Here is a 16,998-nt window from a genome sequence, read left to right as displayed (position 1 = left end):
AGTATTTAAAAACAATGCTGCTAGTGAGTATTTAATTACCCGAGTATCCTGTGCACCAAAGAGAAAGTCAATGGGTTTTTTAGGCGAACAAGTTAGCCACATATGGTCTGGAGAATAAGCGTTGATAATTGGACTTGTTGCTAGTTTAGGCTTCAAATATGGTAATGCGAATAGTCGAGCCCTGTTTCAAACATTCATAGATGTCTTCATCAGTAAAGCCACTGTTATGGAGAATTTGTTTAGCAACAAGCTTGGCATCTTTTGTACTATTTCTGTCACTTAATATTTGAAGTGCTTTGTTTAAGTAGTTAACTGAAGACATGATAAAAGCCTCATGTGCCATACTTTATTGCTGTTTGTTATTTGAACGAATGAAGGTGGGGTTGTGATCACTGAAACGTTGTAAAGGCATCATAAATTATGGTGGAGTTTAAATCTTGAATTTACTTTATAGCTGGTTAACGGCCAACGATACGTTGTCGATGTCATCTTCAGTGGTACTTGTTGTTACCTCGTTTTTTACGTCTATGATGACAGCAACTTTAGGTATAGGTGGCGGGGTGCTATTACTAGCGGTGATGGCTGGTAGTGTGCCGGTTAGTGCACTGATCCCGGTTCACGGTCTTGTGCAGCTCGGTTCGAACGGCAACCGTGCACTGATGACGGCAAAGCATATCGACTGGCGTATGCTAACGTATTTTTCTTTAGGTGCAGTCGTTGGGGCTTTTTTGGCCTCGTTTATTGTGGTTCAGCTGCCGCTGGTAATCATTCAGTTTGCGGTTGCCGCATTTATTTTGTTTTTAGTGTGGGGCAGTAAACCTAAAGCACAAGAAATGAAACCAGCAGGTAGAACATTAGCGGGATTGGTGACCACTTTGGTTTCAATGTTCGTAGGCGCCACGGGGCCCTTGGTGGCTGCGTTTGTACACCGAAATAACTACACCAAAATGCAGATCACGGGTACCTTTGCCAGCTGTATGACACTACAGCACGGTCTTAAAGCCTTTGTTTTTACCTTTGTAGGGTTTTCATTTGCACAGTGGGCGGGACTTATCATGATTATGATTGCCAGTGGTGCGCTCGGTACGTTTTTCGGCTTGAAGGTATTAAAGCGTGTTCCAGCAAAAAAGTTTACCGTGATCTTTAAAGTAGTAGTGACAATCCTAGCACTTCGCTTGGTGGTAGAAGCCCTAAAAGATATAGTATGAAAAGGCACTCTTCACGCAGTGAAAAAGTGCCTTTTAGGGAGACTCGGTTAGAATCTAGCGCGAAGCTGAACGCCGAAGTAGCGGTCTGCGTCTCGAGGTATTTGATAGCGGAAGTTATCACCGCTGTAGGTTGTTACAAAACTTTCGTCAGTCAAGCTTTTACCAATTAAGCTAATACGATATGCATCATCATTGAAAGAGAAAGCTAGGCTTGCATTGATAATGCCGTAGTCAGGCAACACTGCTGGGTCGTTTTCTGTTGCAAAAGCACCAGGTGCGCCAACAAACATTTCATCAGTATAAACATACGAACCGTTTAAGATGACATCCATATTGTCGAACTCCCAGAAGTATTCACCAGTTACCGAGTATTTCAGGTCTGGAGAAAAGGGAAGGTCAGCACCTGCGCCGCCGTCGCAGTCAACATCTGGACAATTAAATTTGTCTACTTCAGCGTCAACCTTAGATAGGCCCCCTGTTAATGAAAAGTTATCATTAACCTGCCACATGAAGTCAAACTCATAACCCTCGGTAGTAACAGAACCCGCGTTAGTTAAGCGTGTGATTGTGACGCCATCCAGCAATTCAGAGTTGTTGGCTTGAAAACCATCTATATCAGTTCTGAATATTGCGGCATTGAATACGATGTTACGACTTGCATACTTGTAGCCAATTTCATAGGCATCTGAAGACTCTTTACCAATAGGTAAGGTGTCTTTTTCCGACATATTGTAAAATACGTTGAACGCTGGACCTTTGTACCCTTGAGAGAACGTAAAATATGCCATGCTGTTTTCTGTAAGGTCATACTGAACGCCTAACTTGCCAGAGAGATCGGTTTCACTAGTGGTACCACTGTAATCTGTTTCAAACCCACGAACACCAACGCCTGTTCGTTTGTATTGGTCATTACTGCGACGATCGTGAGAATAACTTACTTCGTCATCGGTATAACGAAGTCCGAACAGCAAGCGGAAGTCTTCAGTAAAGTGATACTTACCGTCGGCAAATAGTGCCCAGTTATCGAACTGCGTTTCCATATAGGCTGTAGCACTGACAATATCGTTTGAGTTACATGACAGTCCTTCGCTGGCGATGAACTCATCAACCTGTTCAGCCGTTGGGTTTTCTACGCCAAAAGTATCTGTTAGATAGGCGCTAATGGCGGCAGGGAATTGACCCGCGTTGTTTTGACAACTTGCGTCTCGTGTGAAGTTTCGTTCTGATTTCTGAGTCCACCAAAACGCACCAAATTGATAATCTAGCGCGTTACCTAGCGGTGACGCTATGCGAAATTCTTGCGAAGTTTGCTTCCAATTTTGAGCACCAATGTCGTGAAGCTGGAAAGGTTCGCCAAAAACAGGAAATGGTCTGGTACCGGCAATTGAAGTAAAGTCGCCCTCTCTAAACTCGGTATTATCCCAGCTTCTGTAAGCTGTAATAGAGGTAAATTCATGGTCACCTAGCATGGTGTCTACTTGAACGGAAAAACCTGTAGTCTCATCTAATGTTCTTGTTTCGAAATCGTGGTCGATTAATCGTTGTTCTAAATCCAAGTCACCTGTGCCCGTACTGTCTGGAACGGCGGGAGAATTAGGGTTACGGCCGCTAGGAGAGAGCGCTAAATCTGCGCAGCAGCTGTCATCAGACTTCATATTTTCAAAGATGAACAGAATATCAGTGTCATTGTTTGCTTCAATATTAAGCTTGGCGCGGACACCTTCTTTGTCGTAACCATTGGTATCTTCATTGGTGAAAACATTTTTTATATAACCGTCAAACTGAGACTTCAGAACGGTTAGGCTTCCACTCACATTATCAGAAAGACCACCTGAGACGCTGGTTTTTAAACGGTACTCGTTATCTTGAAACAGCGATAGTTCGGCAGTACCTTCAAATTCATCTGTGGGGCGTTTAGTTGTAATGTTTAATACACCTGCTGATGCATTTTTACCAAATAACGTTCCTTGGGGGCCACGAAGAACCTCAATTCGTTCTAAGTCATACAGATCTACGAAAGCTTGGCCAGAGCGTCCCATAACGACGCCATCTACTACCGTTGAAACACTTGGCTCTGCAGCCACACTGAAAGAAATAGTACCGATACCACGAACCGTAATAGCTGAGTTACGTGTTGTGTTCCCCTTTCTGAAACTGACCGATGGAACCAGTGCTTGCAAGCTCTCAATGTTATTCGCAAATGCTGCATTAATTTGATCTTCGCGCAAAACTGAAACCGCAACAGGCACCTCATTAAGGCTTTCGACACGTTTTTGTGAGGTAACGGTGATCTGTTCAATCAGGTTTTTTTCTTTCTCGCTATTAGTTTCTTGGGCATTCGCCGTTGCGCTTAGGCCTACGCAAGTCGTTAGTGCGAGCGCTTGAATTATGCCTTTTTGGATGGGGCTATATTTCAATGCCATGATGTTCTCCACTGTTATATTTGTTGTGTTTCAGTTTTGTGTGCGTGTTTTTAATTGAGACGATGTCGCAGAACACCTATCTCTATCTGCTATCTTATATAAGACATCAGATAGATAAAATTTAACCAGAAAGTAAACCAATTGCAATTAATTTGTTAAATGGTGATGAAAATTGATATTTGAGCGAGTATTTTTGCTTATATTACATCTATTTATTTTTTTTAATCAATTGTGCAATAACGGTAATAATTAACATTTATAATAAAAGTAAATGAATGAACACTTGCCAGTAGATTGTCTAACAGGATAATTTGGTAGGTCTTGTATATGATATTCAATGGGCTTTTCAATGACACGCAGTATGAACTTTAGAAACATAACGCGCATTATAACCTGCGTGTTAACAGCATTATTAACACAAGAAAGTGTGGCCAAAAATACGATTGATACTCAAAGGCCAGACGCCCCCTTATTCTCAGCGTACGGCGAATATAATGTTGGGGTCAAAACACTGGATTTTATTTTCGAAAACCAAGTGGATGTTTTAGCGCTATTAAAATCAAATCCCGAAACAGCTGAGTTTCCACGCGCACAGCGGGCGCTAAAAGCTGAAATTTGGTATCCGGCCTCTTCACCTACCGCAACTGATCAAGATGAGGCTGCGCGTACTTTGAATGTCTATTTGCGCGATGGAAAAACGCAAGTGTCGCTGTTGGGAAAGGCTGTTCGAAATGCGGCCGTCGCCAACACGAACACGCCATTTCCTTTAGTATTGGTGTCTCACGGGTACCCCGGCAACAGATTTCTCTTAGCGCATCTTGCTGAAAATTTAGCATCGAAGGGCTATGTTGTCATATCAGTTGATCATACAGATTCGACGTACAGAACGAAGGATGCGTTCGCATCTACGCTCTACAATCGGCCAAAAGATCAAATTCTGGTTTTAGATGAACTGCAAAAGCTATCTGAGGACAAAGCCTCGTTTTTATATAAGAAAGTTGATGCCGGCAATACAGCAATCATTGGATATTCAATGGGGGGCTATGGTGCTGTTATTAATGCGGGGGCGAGACTGACAGACGCTGCGATAGAAAGTCCCATATCTCCGCCTTTCAAGCTCCTTGATGTGTATTCGAAAGATGCAGATACACCCGTTGATAGCCGTATCAAGACGGTCATAGCCTTTGCTCCATGGGGAATGAACCATGGTGTTTTCAATGCTGAAACTATGCGAAAAGTTGAAAAGCCAATATTGTTTGTTGCAGGCTCCGAAGATGATGTGTCGGGCTACAGTAACGGGGTTAGATTAATGTGGCAAACAGCTGTAAACGTAGATAGGGTATTGCTTACTTACGATAATGCGAATCATAATGCCGGGGCGGTAATGCCTGCACCGGAAGAATCTTTCTTTTATGATGAAGACTTGGGGTTTAATGTGAGTGAGCATTACACCGATGCGGTGTGGGACAATGTGCGGATGAACAACATTGCACAACATTTTGCTACGGTGTGGTTAGCTCAATACCTTAAGGGTCAAGACATGTCAGCGTATCTTTCGCTAATTCCCTCATCAAATGACGGCGTATGGGCGCTCGATAAAGAGGGAGAGGCGCTTGAGGAGCATACATATTGGAATGGGTTCAAGGAAAGGACCGCCAAAGGTCTGCACTTTGAGAAGCTAAATGCTACGGATAATCCACACTAAATGCAGTGAAAAGGGGCTGTAGCGAACCAGCCCCTTTAAGTTTCGTTGTCAATAAATCGCTTTGCCAATAACTAGAATTGGTAGCTCAAACCAAAATGCCACTCTCGCCCAGCACCAGGCACGCGCTCACCTACTTCAACATCGGCAATCATTACTCGATTAATGCCCGCTGTGTGCGGGGCATATTGTTTGTTGAACAGGTTGTGAATAGTTGCCGTAACCTGAAGATTCGACTGCGCATTTTCAAAAAGCGTTATCAGCCCCGAGATATGCAATAGACCATAGCCTGCTGTGGGTGCCTCATTTTGCAGTGCCGAGATATGGTTTTGTGCACCTGCTAACTCAGATGTAAACTGCATTTGAAGAGGCGCCTCAAATACCTGAGTATTCCATCGAACTGTGGTTGTTAACTGCTCTGGCGCAATGCGGAACAAAGCATCATCAATGTCATCACGGTTACCATGCTGAATGGTTGCTACTGCACGCACACTTAAGTTTTCACTAAACTGACCTTGCACCGTCATATCCGCACCTTTGATAACAGCGTGGGTATTCGTCCACTGAAATGGCGCTGTACCAGCCATCATGGTAGACACCATGTTCGCCGCCATATTCGTGCTAGGTGATCCGGTGATGTAATCTTCTATATCCTGATAGAAAAGGCGGGGCGAGATAGCCCAATTTTTATAAGTGTAATCAACGCCCACATCTAATTTACGCGCAGTTTCATTGTCTAAATCAAGGTTACCAATGTAGTTAAAACCGTCAGCCATGCCGCCCGAGATGCCAAGTGGCAGCCAGGTATAACGTTCGAAGTAGATAGGAGCGCGATTTTTCTGAGATATACCAAGTATAATATCGAGCGAGTCGCTCGCATGGTATCGAGTGGTAGCGGCTATATCTAACATGTTGTAGTTTTCGTTACGCTCAGCAGCGTTAAAATTACTGACTAACGTAGCTACTGCGGGGTTCATCATCACCATGTTAGATCCCGCTTCTCCGGCATCCATATTAACGCGGGTGTATCGCGCACCAAGCGTAGACGAATAATCTTGCTTGTTTACTGTCCATTGGGCATAAATACTCGCGGTATCTCTTTGTACATTAGTAAAGTTATCTACAAAGAACATACCGTTATTAGGGTTAGTAATAACAGAGTTATTTCGGCTGTGGTGTAGATAAGCGCCCAATTCCAACTCGCCACTATCTAACGGCATAACGTACTTGGCATCTAACCCCTGAGCGATAGCGTCTGCATTATTCTCCCTTGCCATATTCTCAGACATTGCCATGCGCTGGGAAAAGTTATCCATGGCGTGTTGGTTACTGTTGCCAAACCAATTTATGGCTAAGTACTCTGCTTCGCCTGCGTTGTAGCGATAACCTAGTCGGTACCATGCTGCATCAATAAAACCTATATCCATGGCGAGCGCTGGTGTGCCGCTCTCATTCGTATTTAGCTGTTGATAGCTAGCATCGAATTGGTGTTTTCCCCATTCATAGCCAAATCTGAATTTGCCGCCATTTCTTTGGTAGTGGCTTTTAGGTATAACAGCGTTATCGCCCGATTCTCGCTCGTCACGCTGCTGATGCATGAAGGCGCCGCTAATGAAAGCTTGGCCTGTTTTGTAAAGCACATTGCCTTGGTATTGTTGTCCGCTTCCCGGGCCAATTAAGCTGGCATTTACACTGCCAGCAATACCGCTTTCTAAAGCAAAAAGAGATGCTGCATCGGCGTTAATACGAAGCTTACCACCTAGCGTTTGCACCCCAGCACTCACCGGTACAATACCGCGATACAAAGTAGCAGTAAGCCCTGGCTCTGGCAGTACGTGGGATAATGGCGAGTCCATAGAGTTAGGCCCCGCGCCCGCTATATCGACACCGTCGATGGATACGCCGACCCTATCACCGAAAAGCCCTCGGTATTGAATAAGACCTGTAACCGGGCCGTTTCGGGAAACGGATACGCCAGGCAGTTGCGCTAACTGATCGCCAAAATCAGCGTCTATATTGGTTGTGGCGGTCACCGTCTCTCGCTCAATTTTTACGGTATTATCATTAAGCGAAGAACCAATAACGGTAATCACTTCTGTTGAAGTGCTGTCAATTACCTCGGATGTGTTTGCATAAACGTGTGCAGATGTGCAGGCAGCTGAAATAGCGAATGCCAGTAAAGAATACTTCATAACAATTCCATTAAATAAACGAACTATGTGCATGGTTAAACCATGCGCGTTAAGTGTGTTTTTTAGGTTTTGCTATGCAATTGGTGGAGCGCGGCCAAGCGGGGCGGCAAACGCAAACGATGTGTAGGGCGCAGCCGCAATGCGAGATACAAACGCGCGATAGCGCACAAGGGATAGTATCGCCATTGAATCTGCCGAAACATTATCAATGTGCGGAAGGTCCGCGAGTGTACCGTTGGTGCAATCTACGTGCTCGACAGGTGCTTTTAGCAGCTCTGGGCTAATAAAAACAAATTCCCCTTCAAGCTCTGTAGCGCTAAGCGATATGTATCGCATTGTGTTGCCAGTACAGATAAGTTCAATATCGTCGCCCACCATTTTACGCGCATGCTGCATAGTATGCGAAGCAAGGCCAAGTGCTAATGCATTTTGCAAAAGCATACAAAGGCAAAGCGTTAGTGCTGTTAGGCGTTTAATCGACATTTTTTATCTTTTTATATTGCGCGTTTTATCATAGCCTGCGTTGGATGGATATTTCCACATTTTAATTAAGTTCTTTAACACCGGCCTTTTTTAGTTTTCGGTAAAGTGTGCGGGTACTTACGCCTAATGCGTCTGCAAGGCTGTTTATATCGCCTCTAAAGGTGCTTGCTACATGCGCAAGATAAGTATCTTCTACCTCGTCAAGAGTCATAATACTCTGACCAAAATTGACCCCGCTTTTTGTATGCGGGTATTCATCATATTTGCCCTCGCCGGTGAAATCGTCTAAAACGGGGAGGTCCGACTCGTAGATTATGGTCTCATCGGCAAGTAATACGGCTTGATCAACGATATTGCGCAACTCGCGAATATTACCTGGAAACGCGTAGCTGCTTAATTTTTCGAGGGCTTTTTTATGGAAACGCTTTTTCTCGTGGGACTGGGCCAAAAAATGCGCTGCAATCAGTGCAATATCTGACTTTCTCTCTCGTAAGGATGGAAGGCTAATAGGGAAGCCCGCGATTCGGTAATAAAGATCGCGTCTAAACTCGCCTCTTTCTACCATTTGTTTCAAATTCTTATGCGATGCACACACCAATCGAAAATTGGCTTTCTTTGAGACCACGCTTCCCACAGGGCGGTAAGTTTGGGTTTCAAAAAGCCTTAGCAGCTTCACCTGCATGGCAAGGGGTATATCGCCTACTTCGTCAAAAAATAAGGTGCCACCTTCAGCCGCTTCTACGAGTCCTTTTTTGTTGGTGGTTGCGCCGGTAAACGCGCCTTTTTCATAGCCGAATAACTCACTTTCAAGTAACGCATCAGACAATCCGGTACATTCAATCACGACGAACGGTTTTTCAGCGCGATGGCTACTTGAGTGCAGAGCCTGAGACACCAGTTCTTTTCCGGTTCCGGTTTCGCCAAACAGTAAAACGGATATATCTGAATTTGCGGCGCGATTTATTTTGTTAAGCATAGTTTTGAATGCTTCAGACTCGCCAATCATTTTGCCTGCTGCAGGGCGATTAGATGCAAATGCCAGCTTATCTAAAATCTCTAAATACCCTAATAAATCGCCATTCCCATCGAAGATAGGTCGCATCAGAATGTCGCAGTAGCTTTGGCCCTCGCTAGTGGTATGGATATGCACCACACTTGCAGCTCGGCCCGACTTTTTACTTTCCTGCATAGGGCACTGCTCGCCGCATTGGTCACAGGGTTTATTGTTTCGGTGAGACACCTGATAACAAGTGCTATAACCAAGCTTGATATCGACAGGATAAGTATTTCTGTAAGGCGCATTGACCGCCTCAATAATGTAGTTTTGATTGATGAAAATAGCGGGCTTGTCTATTGCATCTATCATTGCTTGTACAATTGATATGTTCATTGTTAGCGTATTAGTGAGTGCTACTTTTATCTTGGCAACTTAACATATTGGCATAGAGCTTGTTCATTGTTTTTGTTGAATCACAATGCCTGAGAGCTAATACGTCCGTCAATAGGAGAGTTACACTATGAAAAAACGCATCTTTTTAATCGCGTTGGGGTTAACCGTAAGCGCCGGATGCCCTCTCGCTAATGTACAAAACAATGAGCCAGCTGATAGCGAAGTACACGCAAAAGTGAAGCAGGCAAGAGTTCACGCTAAAGCCCTTGGTGGCGCGCTTAAATCTAGGCTAAAGCAGGCAATGCAGTCTGGCGGATTGGAAGCGGGTGTACAAGAGTGTCAGTTGGCCGCCGAACCTATCACCGAAAGTCTTAGCCAAAATGGGTGGGAAGTCGGGCGAACTGCGCTAAAAGTGAGAAACCCGAATAACGCGCCAGACGAATGGGAGCGCGAGCAGTTAGCGCTTTTCGCCTCTCTATTGGAAAGAACTAAGTTAAAGGGTAAACAGCCACCTACGCCTATGGATACCTATAAATATGACAGTAACAGTGGCGAATTCCGATACATGATGGCTATCCAACAAGGTCAAGTTTGTATGGCTTGCCACGGCGTCCAAGTTGCACCTTCAGTAGAAGAGACCATTTTAAAATATTACCCTAAGGATGAGGCCACTGGGTTTGAACTTGGTGAATTGCGCGGCGCGTTCACACTGACCTATTCGCCGCAGTAACATAAATTAATTCTGTATCAGCTAAAGCTCTCTTCTCAACCAGTTCAAACCACGCTACCACGTCCCCATCTTCTTCTTGTGTCAATTTTGTCGCTAATACTGACAAAATTGGCGCAGAATTCATATTAGATCCTTGCGATGGATCAAAGTGCACAACTTTTCGCCATGGAATAATTGTTCTGCACAGTACGAATAGACTGTCATTCATCAGTTGCTTGTTCAGATTAACGAGAAAAGTGATGAATGGCACAAACCATGCTCTAGCTGTGTTGAATATTCATGTGATAACCACTGAATAACAAAAAAATTCATTTAAGGTCAAGCGCTTATCGCGCAAGAGAGACGAGGGAGATAACCCATGAGCGATACGTTAATAGAACTATCGCGGTGGCAATTTGCATTAACTGCAATGTTCCACTTTATATTTGTACCCTTAACTTTGGGGCTTAGTTTCTTACTTGCCATTATGGAATCGGTATACGTAATGACGGGTAAAGAGATTTATAAGCAAATGACCCAGTTCTGGGGAAAGCTGTTTGGCATTAACTTTGCCATTGGTGTAGCCACAGGCTTAACCATGGAATTTCAGTTTGGAATGAACTGGTCTTATTATTCTCACTATGTAGGCGATATCTTCGGTGCGCCACTTGCCATCGAAGGGCTCATGGCCTTTTTCCTAGAATCTACCTTTGTAGGGTTGTTCTTCTTTGGCTGGGACAAAATGTCAAAGGTGAAACATCTTATGGCAACCTGGCTGGTGGCCATTGGTTCAAACTTCTCTGCATTATGGATCCTGATTGCTAACGGCTGGATGCAATACCCGGTAGGTGCTGAATTTAATTTTGAAGCCATGCGTATGGAAATGACCAGCTTTGCTGAAGTTATTTTTAACCCCGTTGCACAGGTGAAATTTGTTCATACGGTATCAGCAGGTTACGTTACCGGTGCCATGTTTGTCTTGGCAATTTCAAGTTACTACCTGCTTAATCATAAGCATATTGCCTTTGCGCGCCGTTCGTTCGCCATAGCTGCTAGCTTTGGCTTGGCCTCAACGCTTTCAGTGATCGTGCTGGGTGATGAAAGTGGTTATGAGCTTGGTGATGTACAAAAAGTGAAGCTGGCAGCGGTTGAAGCTGAGTACGAAACTCATCCTGCACCTGCGCCGTTTACCGTGTTTGGCATTCCAAACGACGAGAAGCAGGAAACCGAGTACGCCCTTCAAATTCCGTGGGCAATGGGCATTATCGCTACCCGTTCATTGACCGAAGAAGTAAAAGGTATAAAAGATTTAAAAGAAGAGAATCGCGAGCGTATTTTAAGCGGAATTAAAGCCTATGAAGTGCTTGATGATGTAAGAAACGGTACCGCGACAGCTGAGCAGCGCGCTGCTTTTGAGGCGAACAAAGACAGTCTTGGTTACGCGATGCTGCTTGAGCCATACACAGACGACGTGTCAAACCCATCAGAAACGGCCATTCAGCAAGCCGTTGACTACAGCATTCCTCCGGTAGCACCGCTATTTTGGAGCTTCCGAATCATGGTTGCTGCAGGCTTTATCATGCTAGCACTTTTCTTATGTGCTTTTTACTACAGCACAAAACACAAAATCACCAAGCCTCGCTGGCTGCTAAAAGGCGCACTATACGGTCTGCCGCTTCCTTGGATAGCGTGCGAAGCAGGCTGGTTCGTTGCAGAGTATGGTCGTCAGCCGTGGTCTATAGCTGAAGTGCTGCCAGTGCATACCTCTGTGTCTAATCTAGCTATTAGTGATGTGGTAGCCACTATTGTGGCCTATACCGTCTTCTACGCAATAATGTTCATCATCGGCTTTTACTTGATGAAGAAATTCGCGAAAAAAGGTCCGGTGCCTCCAGAAGACACCAAAACTGAGACCGAACTTGATCTTATTGACCTTGATCAGCAAGGAGCAAAAGCATGATTGATTATGAGTTGCTGAGAGTTATTTGGTGGTGTTTAGTTGGCGTGCTGCTAATTGGCTTCGCGGTTACTGATGGTTTCGATCTAGGTGTGGGTGCTTTGCTTACACTTATCGGTAAAAACGATAAAGAGCGACGCGTGATGATTAACACTGTTGGACCTCACTGGGATGGTAATCAGGTGTGGTTTATTACAGCAGGTGGCGCAATCTTTGCTGCATGGCCGATGATTTATGCTACGGCCTTTTCCGGCTTTTATCTTGCTTTAGCGTTAACGCTAATCGCCCTATGGATGCGCCCGATAGGTTTTGATTACCGCAGTAAATTACCAAACCCACAGTGGCGCAAAGCTTGGGACTGGGCCTTATTTGCTGGTGGTATCATTCCTTCACTCATCTTCGGTGTTGCGTTCGGTAACCTGCTATTAGGGGTGCCTTTCGAATTAGATAGTACTCTGAAATCTACTTATACAGGGTCGTTCTTCGGGCTGCTAACACCTTTTGCCTTAGTGAGTGGGTTACTGTCGGTGGCTATGTTACTTAACCATGGCGCAACTTGGTTACAAATGAAAACCGATGGCTTTATTGAAGTTCGCGCTCGAGCCGTGTCAGTTATATTGAGCCTTGTGGGCGTAGCCTTGTTTGTTATTGCAGGTTTTTGGGTAGCATTTGGTTTAGATGGCTTCGTGATTACGTCGGCAGTCGACACTATTGCAACGTCAAATCCACTTAAGAAAGAGGTTGCCATTGAGGCTGGCGCTTGGATGAGCAACTACAGCAAATACCCTCTTATGATGGCAGCACCTGTGCTGGGTATTATTGCGGGTTTGGCCTGTGCGCTTTTCTCTAAGAAAGGTAATGCAGGCATGGCGTTTGTTTCGAGTGCGCTATTTATAGCAGGCGTTATCTTAACGGCTGGCTTTTCTATGTTCCCATTCTTAATGCCAAGCATCACTATGCCAGAGGCGAGCTTAACCGTATGGGACGCTACGTCTAGCCATATGACGCTCAACGTAATGTTTATCGTTGCCTGTATCTTTGTGCCTATTGTACTTAGCTACACGGCCTATAGCTTTTACGTAATGCGCGGACGCATTAAAAACGAAGACCTCGACCAGTCTCACACCATTTATTAAGGAGAACGCTATGTGGTATTTCGCTTGGATTTTAGGAGTTTTGCTGGCGTGCTCTTTTGGCATTATCAACGCCATGTGGTTGGAGTCGACGGAAAATATGGATAGGCCCGAAGACCAAGAATAGACGTTAAGGTAGGTTGGCCGCAAGAACACGTCGTGAACTCGTCCATGGGGGCTCTTAAGCAGCGTCCCTGCCGCTGAGGGTTCTTGCAGCCAGCCCACCACCACTTGGAAAAGAATGAAAAAGAAATGCGAAATTTGCTCTCATTACTAAGTAACGCAAAAGAAGAGTCAAAACCACAGTGATCAAAGAAAAAGTTCCCAACCGGCAAACGCTTAATGCGTGGTGCAATAAGATTGATAAGGCGCAGTCGCTTGGCTTGCGCACATCGCTTATGGCGCAAGTAGTGGTTAAGTGTTTGTCGCTTTTTTCTTTGATTATTGGGTTCTATTATTTTTCACATATTGCGCATGACTGGGTAGTAAACCAGACTCCTGCAACAGCGAGAGATGTCACGGGACTTGCCGTTTGTTTGGGAATGAGTTGGCTGCTTCAAGGCGCATTCAATGCCTCATCTAGTAGTGCAAAAATGCAGGTATTAAATAAGCTAGAACAGTGTTTGCAGCAGGTTTTCATCGAGCGTCAATATGCGCTTATTCGACAGCACTCGGTTTACTATTGGCAAACGGTGTGGCTGCACCACTTACAGGCTTTTGCTGACTGGGCACTTGAATATCGAGTGCAGCAAATGATTGCAGTTGTTGTCCCCTTGTTTGCTTTAGCCGTTATCTTTTATGTGAACCCCGTTATAGGAATTGGCTTATTGCTAACATTGCCGGTAGTGCCGCTTTTTATGATCATTGTGGGCAAGGGAGCCGCTGCCCTACATCGAAAGCATTTTATCGCCCTTGAACGTTTGGGAAGTTTATTTACTGATAGGTTAGCCGCGCTGCCGATGCTGGCAAATTATCAAGCGCATCAAAAACAAACAGCCCTGCTTAAAGATGCCAGTGAAAATTTGAATGCGCGTACTATGAAAGTAGTGAGTGTAGCGTTTTTGTCAAACAGCGTGCTCGACTTCTTCGCAACACTCGCAGTTGCACTTGCGGCAGTATTTATTGGTTTTTCACTGTTGGGCGAATTGAGCATTGGGCCGGAGATAACGCTCCAGCAGGGCTTATGGATATTGCTGACTGTGCCATTGTTACTCAGTGAAATGAAAAAGTTGGGGCAGATATATCATCAAAAGGCGCAAGCAGAAGCCGCCAAAACTGAACTTGCTCCCTTATTCTCGCGCTTTACACAAAATTTTAGTGGTAGTGCAGTAAACCCGGCTAACGCTGATTCAGCTCACCATCATTTATCAGAGCCCGATGCGCAGTTAACGGCAACTAACTTTAAGGTCTTCGACATTAACACTGGGCAAACTCATATCCCGACCGTTAAGACTACATCGACTGATGATGATCCCCCTGCACTTTTGTACGCTGAATCCCTTGCTGTATTTAAGGGCGATAAAATACTCATTAGCGGGCGCTCTGGTTCAGGTAAAACACTATTGTTAGAAGCCTTGGGCGGTCAAAGACCTAGCACACATAAATTCAGTGAACCGGTAATTTGGATTACCCAGCACCCCGTGATCACGCCAGGTACCGTGCGTGAAAATTTGTGCTTAAACGACACCTATACAGACGACGCGCTTATGAAAGCAATCGATGCAGTAGAACTTGACGCGTGGCTGTCGTTATTGCCGTGCGGGCTTGATACGGTAATGACTGATTATCCGCTGCTTTCAGGTGGAGAAGCGCAACGGCTGTCGCTAGCAAGAGCGCTGTTGCGCAGCGACAATATATGGTTACTAGACGAGCCTACAGCCCATTTGCCAGATTCCCAGCATGCAAGATTGGCACAGTTAATTGAACGTTTGGGTAGGGACAAAACCTTGATTTGGGCTTCTCACAAAGCACTCCCTGCAAACTGGTTTAATCGCTTTTGGACGGTATCGCGAAGTACGAATGAACAAGACGCTCTTTCTAAATCAGAGTCAAAATTAGAAGTAGGGCTTAAAAGTAAAATAGATGCATTACAAGACGGGCACCCACAAGGCTGTAGCAGCGTGACTGCAACGAGCTTTAAGGCGAATGCCACTCAAAAGGAGTGTAGCCTTGATGAAAAGTAAACCGGCTTACCTCACGCTGCTGCTTGCTCTTTTACATGGTATGGCAGGAATAACGATTCTTGTTATTTCTTCGTGGTTTATTGCTATCAGCGCTATTGCACCTGTAGGTTTTAATTACGTTATTCCCGCGGTGGTTATTCGCGCGCTAGCACTACTTCGCATAGCATCTGGCTATGCAAGTATGTGGGTGGGTCATAACGATTTGCTTACCCGTATCGCAGAGGGTCGCTTGCTTGTATTCAGTCAACTTGAAAACAGTAAAATTACTGACAAAGCGTTCACAACAGAAGCATTAGCGCAGCATACCGAAACGCTTGCCAGTCGGTGGATTGCTTGGATAGCTCCGCTTTCTAACATCACATTTATATTCACTAACCTTTGCGTTGCTGCGGTATGGTTTGACCTTCCCGGCTCCTCGTTTTTACTTGTACTTTTTGCTATTTGGCTCGTCATTGTTGTGCTGCAAGGCTTTAGTGGTTTAAACGTTGCGAAAAAAGCGACAAAGGAAAATAAAGTGTTTCGCCAAGAGTCAGCCGACTTTCTTAACTGCAGCGCTTTATGGCACTTAAATAAAGCAATGAATGATAAGTCACAGAAAGAGGAGGGGAATGTATTCAATGATGTGCCGAGTGCTGACAGGGTGTGGCAACAACAAACTACGCAGAAAGACAAAGCGCAACGGGCGAGCTGGTGGTTTCAAGGCGCGGCATTTTTTGCTGTAGTGTTAGTTATGTCGGGTGCGGTTGGCCCAATATCTGACTTTTCATATATGCCTATTGCTATTGTGGTGCCCATGATACTGATGGCTGCACCTGATTGGGCTGGTGCGGCTTTTCACAGTATTTCCAAGTTTGCACAGCACAAGCAAAGTGCGAACGCCCTTAAAAAGCTTAAAACTTCACCCATTAAAGTACTTGAACACACCGAACTGCGGTATTCACTTACATTATCTGGTTATACTGCCAAAAATAGACACTTACCTTTGGTTAGCGCTACATTTCCAGCCGCTGGCATTGTATGTATATCCGGGCCGTCAGGTTGTGGTAAGTCATCCTTGCTTCAGTCAATTGCGGGGGTTGTGCCTTCTACTGGACTTAAAGAAGTGGATGGCACGCGTATACCTGATGGCTTAATTACAAACTGGCGCTATGTGGAACAAGAGCCCATAGTGCTCTCAGGCAGTGTGTCATTAAATTTGGACCCTGCAGGAGAGGGTATTCATCATGGTGAGATGTCTAACTTATTGACGCAATTGGGCCTAGATGCACTGATGCCACTGTCGATATGGATTGGCAAGGCGGGAAGGGCGCTCTCTGGGGGAGAGCGCAAGCGGATAGCGTTGGCACGCGCTATTTTATCTAACGCAAATGTCTTACTTATTGATGAGCCCTTTGAGGGCTTAGATATTCATACTCAGCAGTTTGTTTGCAATGTTCTCAACCGTGTCGCTTTGAATAAACTTGTCATTATTGCCTCGCATGTTATGCCTCCCCAGCTCAATGTGAATCGCCTAATGCTGCTGGAGGATACAATTACCTGTGAAGCTAAAGACAAGCACACAACTGCATGTTAAAGGCCCCAGTAACAGCTAAAAAACGATGAAGCAAAAGTCACGTGC

Annotated in this window: 13 protein-coding genes; 8 read left to right on the top strand and 5 right to left on the bottom strand. The window is 45.0% G+C overall.

The features are described 5' to 3' along the window. Positions 1-145: 145 nt before the first annotated feature. A complete protein-coding gene (locus tag BK026_RS19685) occupies positions 146-322 on the bottom strand; it encodes a hypothetical protein (RefSeq protein WP_177247914.1) in 177 nt (58 codons plus the stop codon). A 115-nt stretch (positions 323-437) separates the two neighbouring features. Between BK026_RS19685 and BK026_RS13440 the strand changes: the two genes are divergently transcribed. After that, complete coding sequence (locus tag BK026_RS13440) at positions 438-1,208, top strand: sulfite exporter TauE/SafE family protein (protein ID WP_071816287.1); 771 nt, start codon at positions 438-440, stop codon at positions 1,206-1,208. A 47-nt stretch (positions 1,209-1,255) separates the two neighbouring features. Here BK026_RS13440 and BK026_RS13435 read toward each other — a convergent pair whose 3' ends face one another. Next, on the bottom strand, positions 1,256-3,631 hold the full coding sequence (locus BK026_RS13435) for a TonB-dependent receptor (RefSeq protein WP_071816285.1): 2,376 nt from the start codon (positions 3,629-3,631) through the stop codon (positions 1,256-1,258). 361 nt (positions 3,632-3,992) lie between these two features. Between BK026_RS13435 and BK026_RS13430 the strand changes: the two genes are divergently transcribed. After that, positions 3,993-5,336, top strand: a complete 1,344-nt coding sequence (locus tag BK026_RS13430) for a dienelactone hydrolase (RefSeq protein ID WP_071817659.1) — start codon at positions 3,993-3,995, stop codon at positions 5,334-5,336. A 71-nt stretch (positions 5,337-5,407) separates the two neighbouring features. On the opposite strand, the gene BK026_RS13425 is transcribed toward BK026_RS13430, so the two are convergent. From BK026_RS13425 to BK026_RS13415, 3 genes are all read right to left on the bottom strand, one after another. Continuing rightward, positions 5,408-7,525: a TonB-dependent receptor gene (locus tag BK026_RS13425; protein WP_071817658.1), complete on the bottom strand. Its 2,118-nt coding sequence runs from the start codon at positions 7,523-7,525 to the stop codon at positions 5,408-5,410. A gap of 72 nt (positions 7,526-7,597) precedes the next feature. Next, a complete protein-coding gene (locus BK026_RS13420; RefSeq protein WP_071816283.1) occupies positions 7,598-8,008 on the bottom strand; it encodes a hypothetical protein in 411 nt (136 codons plus the stop codon). 61 nt (positions 8,009-8,069) lie between these two features. Beyond that, a complete protein-coding gene (locus tag BK026_RS13415) occupies positions 8,070-9,374 on the bottom strand; it encodes a sigma-54-dependent Fis family transcriptional regulator (protein WP_071817657.1) in 1,305 nt (434 codons plus the stop codon). A gap of 151 nt (positions 9,375-9,525) precedes the next feature. Between BK026_RS13415 and BK026_RS13410 the strand changes: the two genes are divergently transcribed. The 6 genes from BK026_RS13410 to BK026_RS13380 all read left to right on the top strand — a co-directional run bounded on the left by BK026_RS13410 (position 9,526) and on the right by BK026_RS13380 (position 16,953). Beyond that, positions 9,526-10,128, top strand: a complete 603-nt coding sequence (locus BK026_RS13410; protein WP_071816281.1) for a DUF3365 domain-containing protein — start codon at positions 9,526-9,528, stop codon at positions 10,126-10,128. Positions 10,129-10,486: 358 nt separating this feature from the next. Next, on the top strand, positions 10,487-12,067 hold the full coding sequence (locus tag BK026_RS13400; RefSeq protein ID WP_071816278.1) for a cytochrome ubiquinol oxidase subunit I: 1,581 nt from the start codon (positions 10,487-10,489) through the stop codon (positions 12,065-12,067). Further along, positions 12,064-13,200: a cytochrome d ubiquinol oxidase subunit II gene (cydB, locus tag BK026_RS13395; protein WP_071816276.1), complete on the top strand. Its 1,137-nt coding sequence runs from the start codon at positions 12,064-12,066 to the stop codon at positions 13,198-13,200. The genes BK026_RS13400 and cydB overlap by 4 nt, the downstream gene beginning before the upstream one ends. A 10-nt stretch (positions 13,201-13,210) precedes the next feature. After that, positions 13,211-13,324, top strand: a complete 114-nt coding sequence (gene cydX, locus BK026_RS13390; protein ID WP_014951149.1) for a cytochrome bd-I oxidase subunit CydX — start codon at positions 13,211-13,213, stop codon at positions 13,322-13,324. 178 nt (positions 13,325-13,502) lie between these two features. Beyond that, positions 13,503-15,380 (top strand): ATP-binding cassette domain-containing protein, encoded by a 1,878-nt coding sequence (locus BK026_RS13385; RefSeq protein ID WP_071816274.1) that lies wholly within the window; start codon positions 13,503-13,505, stop codon positions 15,378-15,380. Next, positions 15,370-16,953, top strand: coding sequence for an ATP-binding cassette domain-containing protein (locus BK026_RS13380; RefSeq protein WP_071816272.1), 1,584 nt, complete (start codon positions 15,370-15,372; stop codon positions 16,951-16,953). The genes BK026_RS13385 and BK026_RS13380 overlap by 11 nt, the downstream gene beginning before the upstream one ends. The last annotated feature ends 45 nt before the right edge of the window (positions 16,954-16,998 follow it).

This window comes from Alteromonas sp. V450 (genome assembly GCF_001885075.1).
Classification (GTDB): domain Bacteria; phylum Pseudomonadota; class Gammaproteobacteria; order Enterobacterales; family Alteromonadaceae; genus Alteromonas.
The sequence above is the reverse complement of the archived record's forward strand: the minus strand, read 5'-3'. Positions and strand labels throughout refer to the sequence as shown.

Coding starts and splice junctions, on each gene's coding strand:
- BK026_RS19685 (WP_177247914.1), bottom strand. CDS start 322: ATGTCTTCAGTTAACTACTTAAACAAAGCACTTCAAATATTAAGTGAC.
- BK026_RS13435 (WP_071816285.1), bottom strand. CDS start 3,631: ATGGCATTGAAATATAGCCCCATCCAAAAAGGCATAATTCAAGCGCTC.
- BK026_RS13430 (WP_071817659.1), top strand. CDS start 3,993: ATGAACTTTAGAAACATAACGCGCATTATAACCTGCGTGTTAACAGCA.
- BK026_RS13425 (WP_071817658.1), bottom strand. CDS start 7,525: ATGAAGTATTCTTTACTGGCATTCGCTATTTCAGCTGCCTGCACATCT.
- BK026_RS13420 (WP_071816283.1), bottom strand. CDS start 8,008: ATGTCGATTAAACGCCTAACAGCACTAACGCTTTGCCTTTGTATGCTT.
- BK026_RS13415 (WP_071817657.1), bottom strand. CDS start 9,374: ATGATAGATGCAATAGACAAGCCCGCTATTTTCATCAATCAAAACTAC.
- BK026_RS13410 (WP_071816281.1), top strand. CDS start 9,526: ATGAAAAAACGCATCTTTTTAATCGCGTTGGGGTTAACCGTAAGCGCC.
- BK026_RS13400 (WP_071816278.1), top strand. CDS start 10,487: ATGAGCGATACGTTAATAGAACTATCGCGGTGGCAATTTGCATTAACT.
- cydB (WP_071816276.1), top strand. CDS start 12,064: ATGATTGATTATGAGTTGCTGAGAGTTATTTGGTGGTGTTTAGTTGGC.
- cydX (WP_014951149.1), top strand. CDS start 13,211: ATGTGGTATTTCGCTTGGATTTTAGGAGTTTTGCTGGCGTGCTCTTTT.
- BK026_RS13380 (WP_071816272.1), top strand. CDS start 15,370: ATGAAAAGTAAACCGGCTTACCTCACGCTGCTGCTTGCTCTTTTACAT.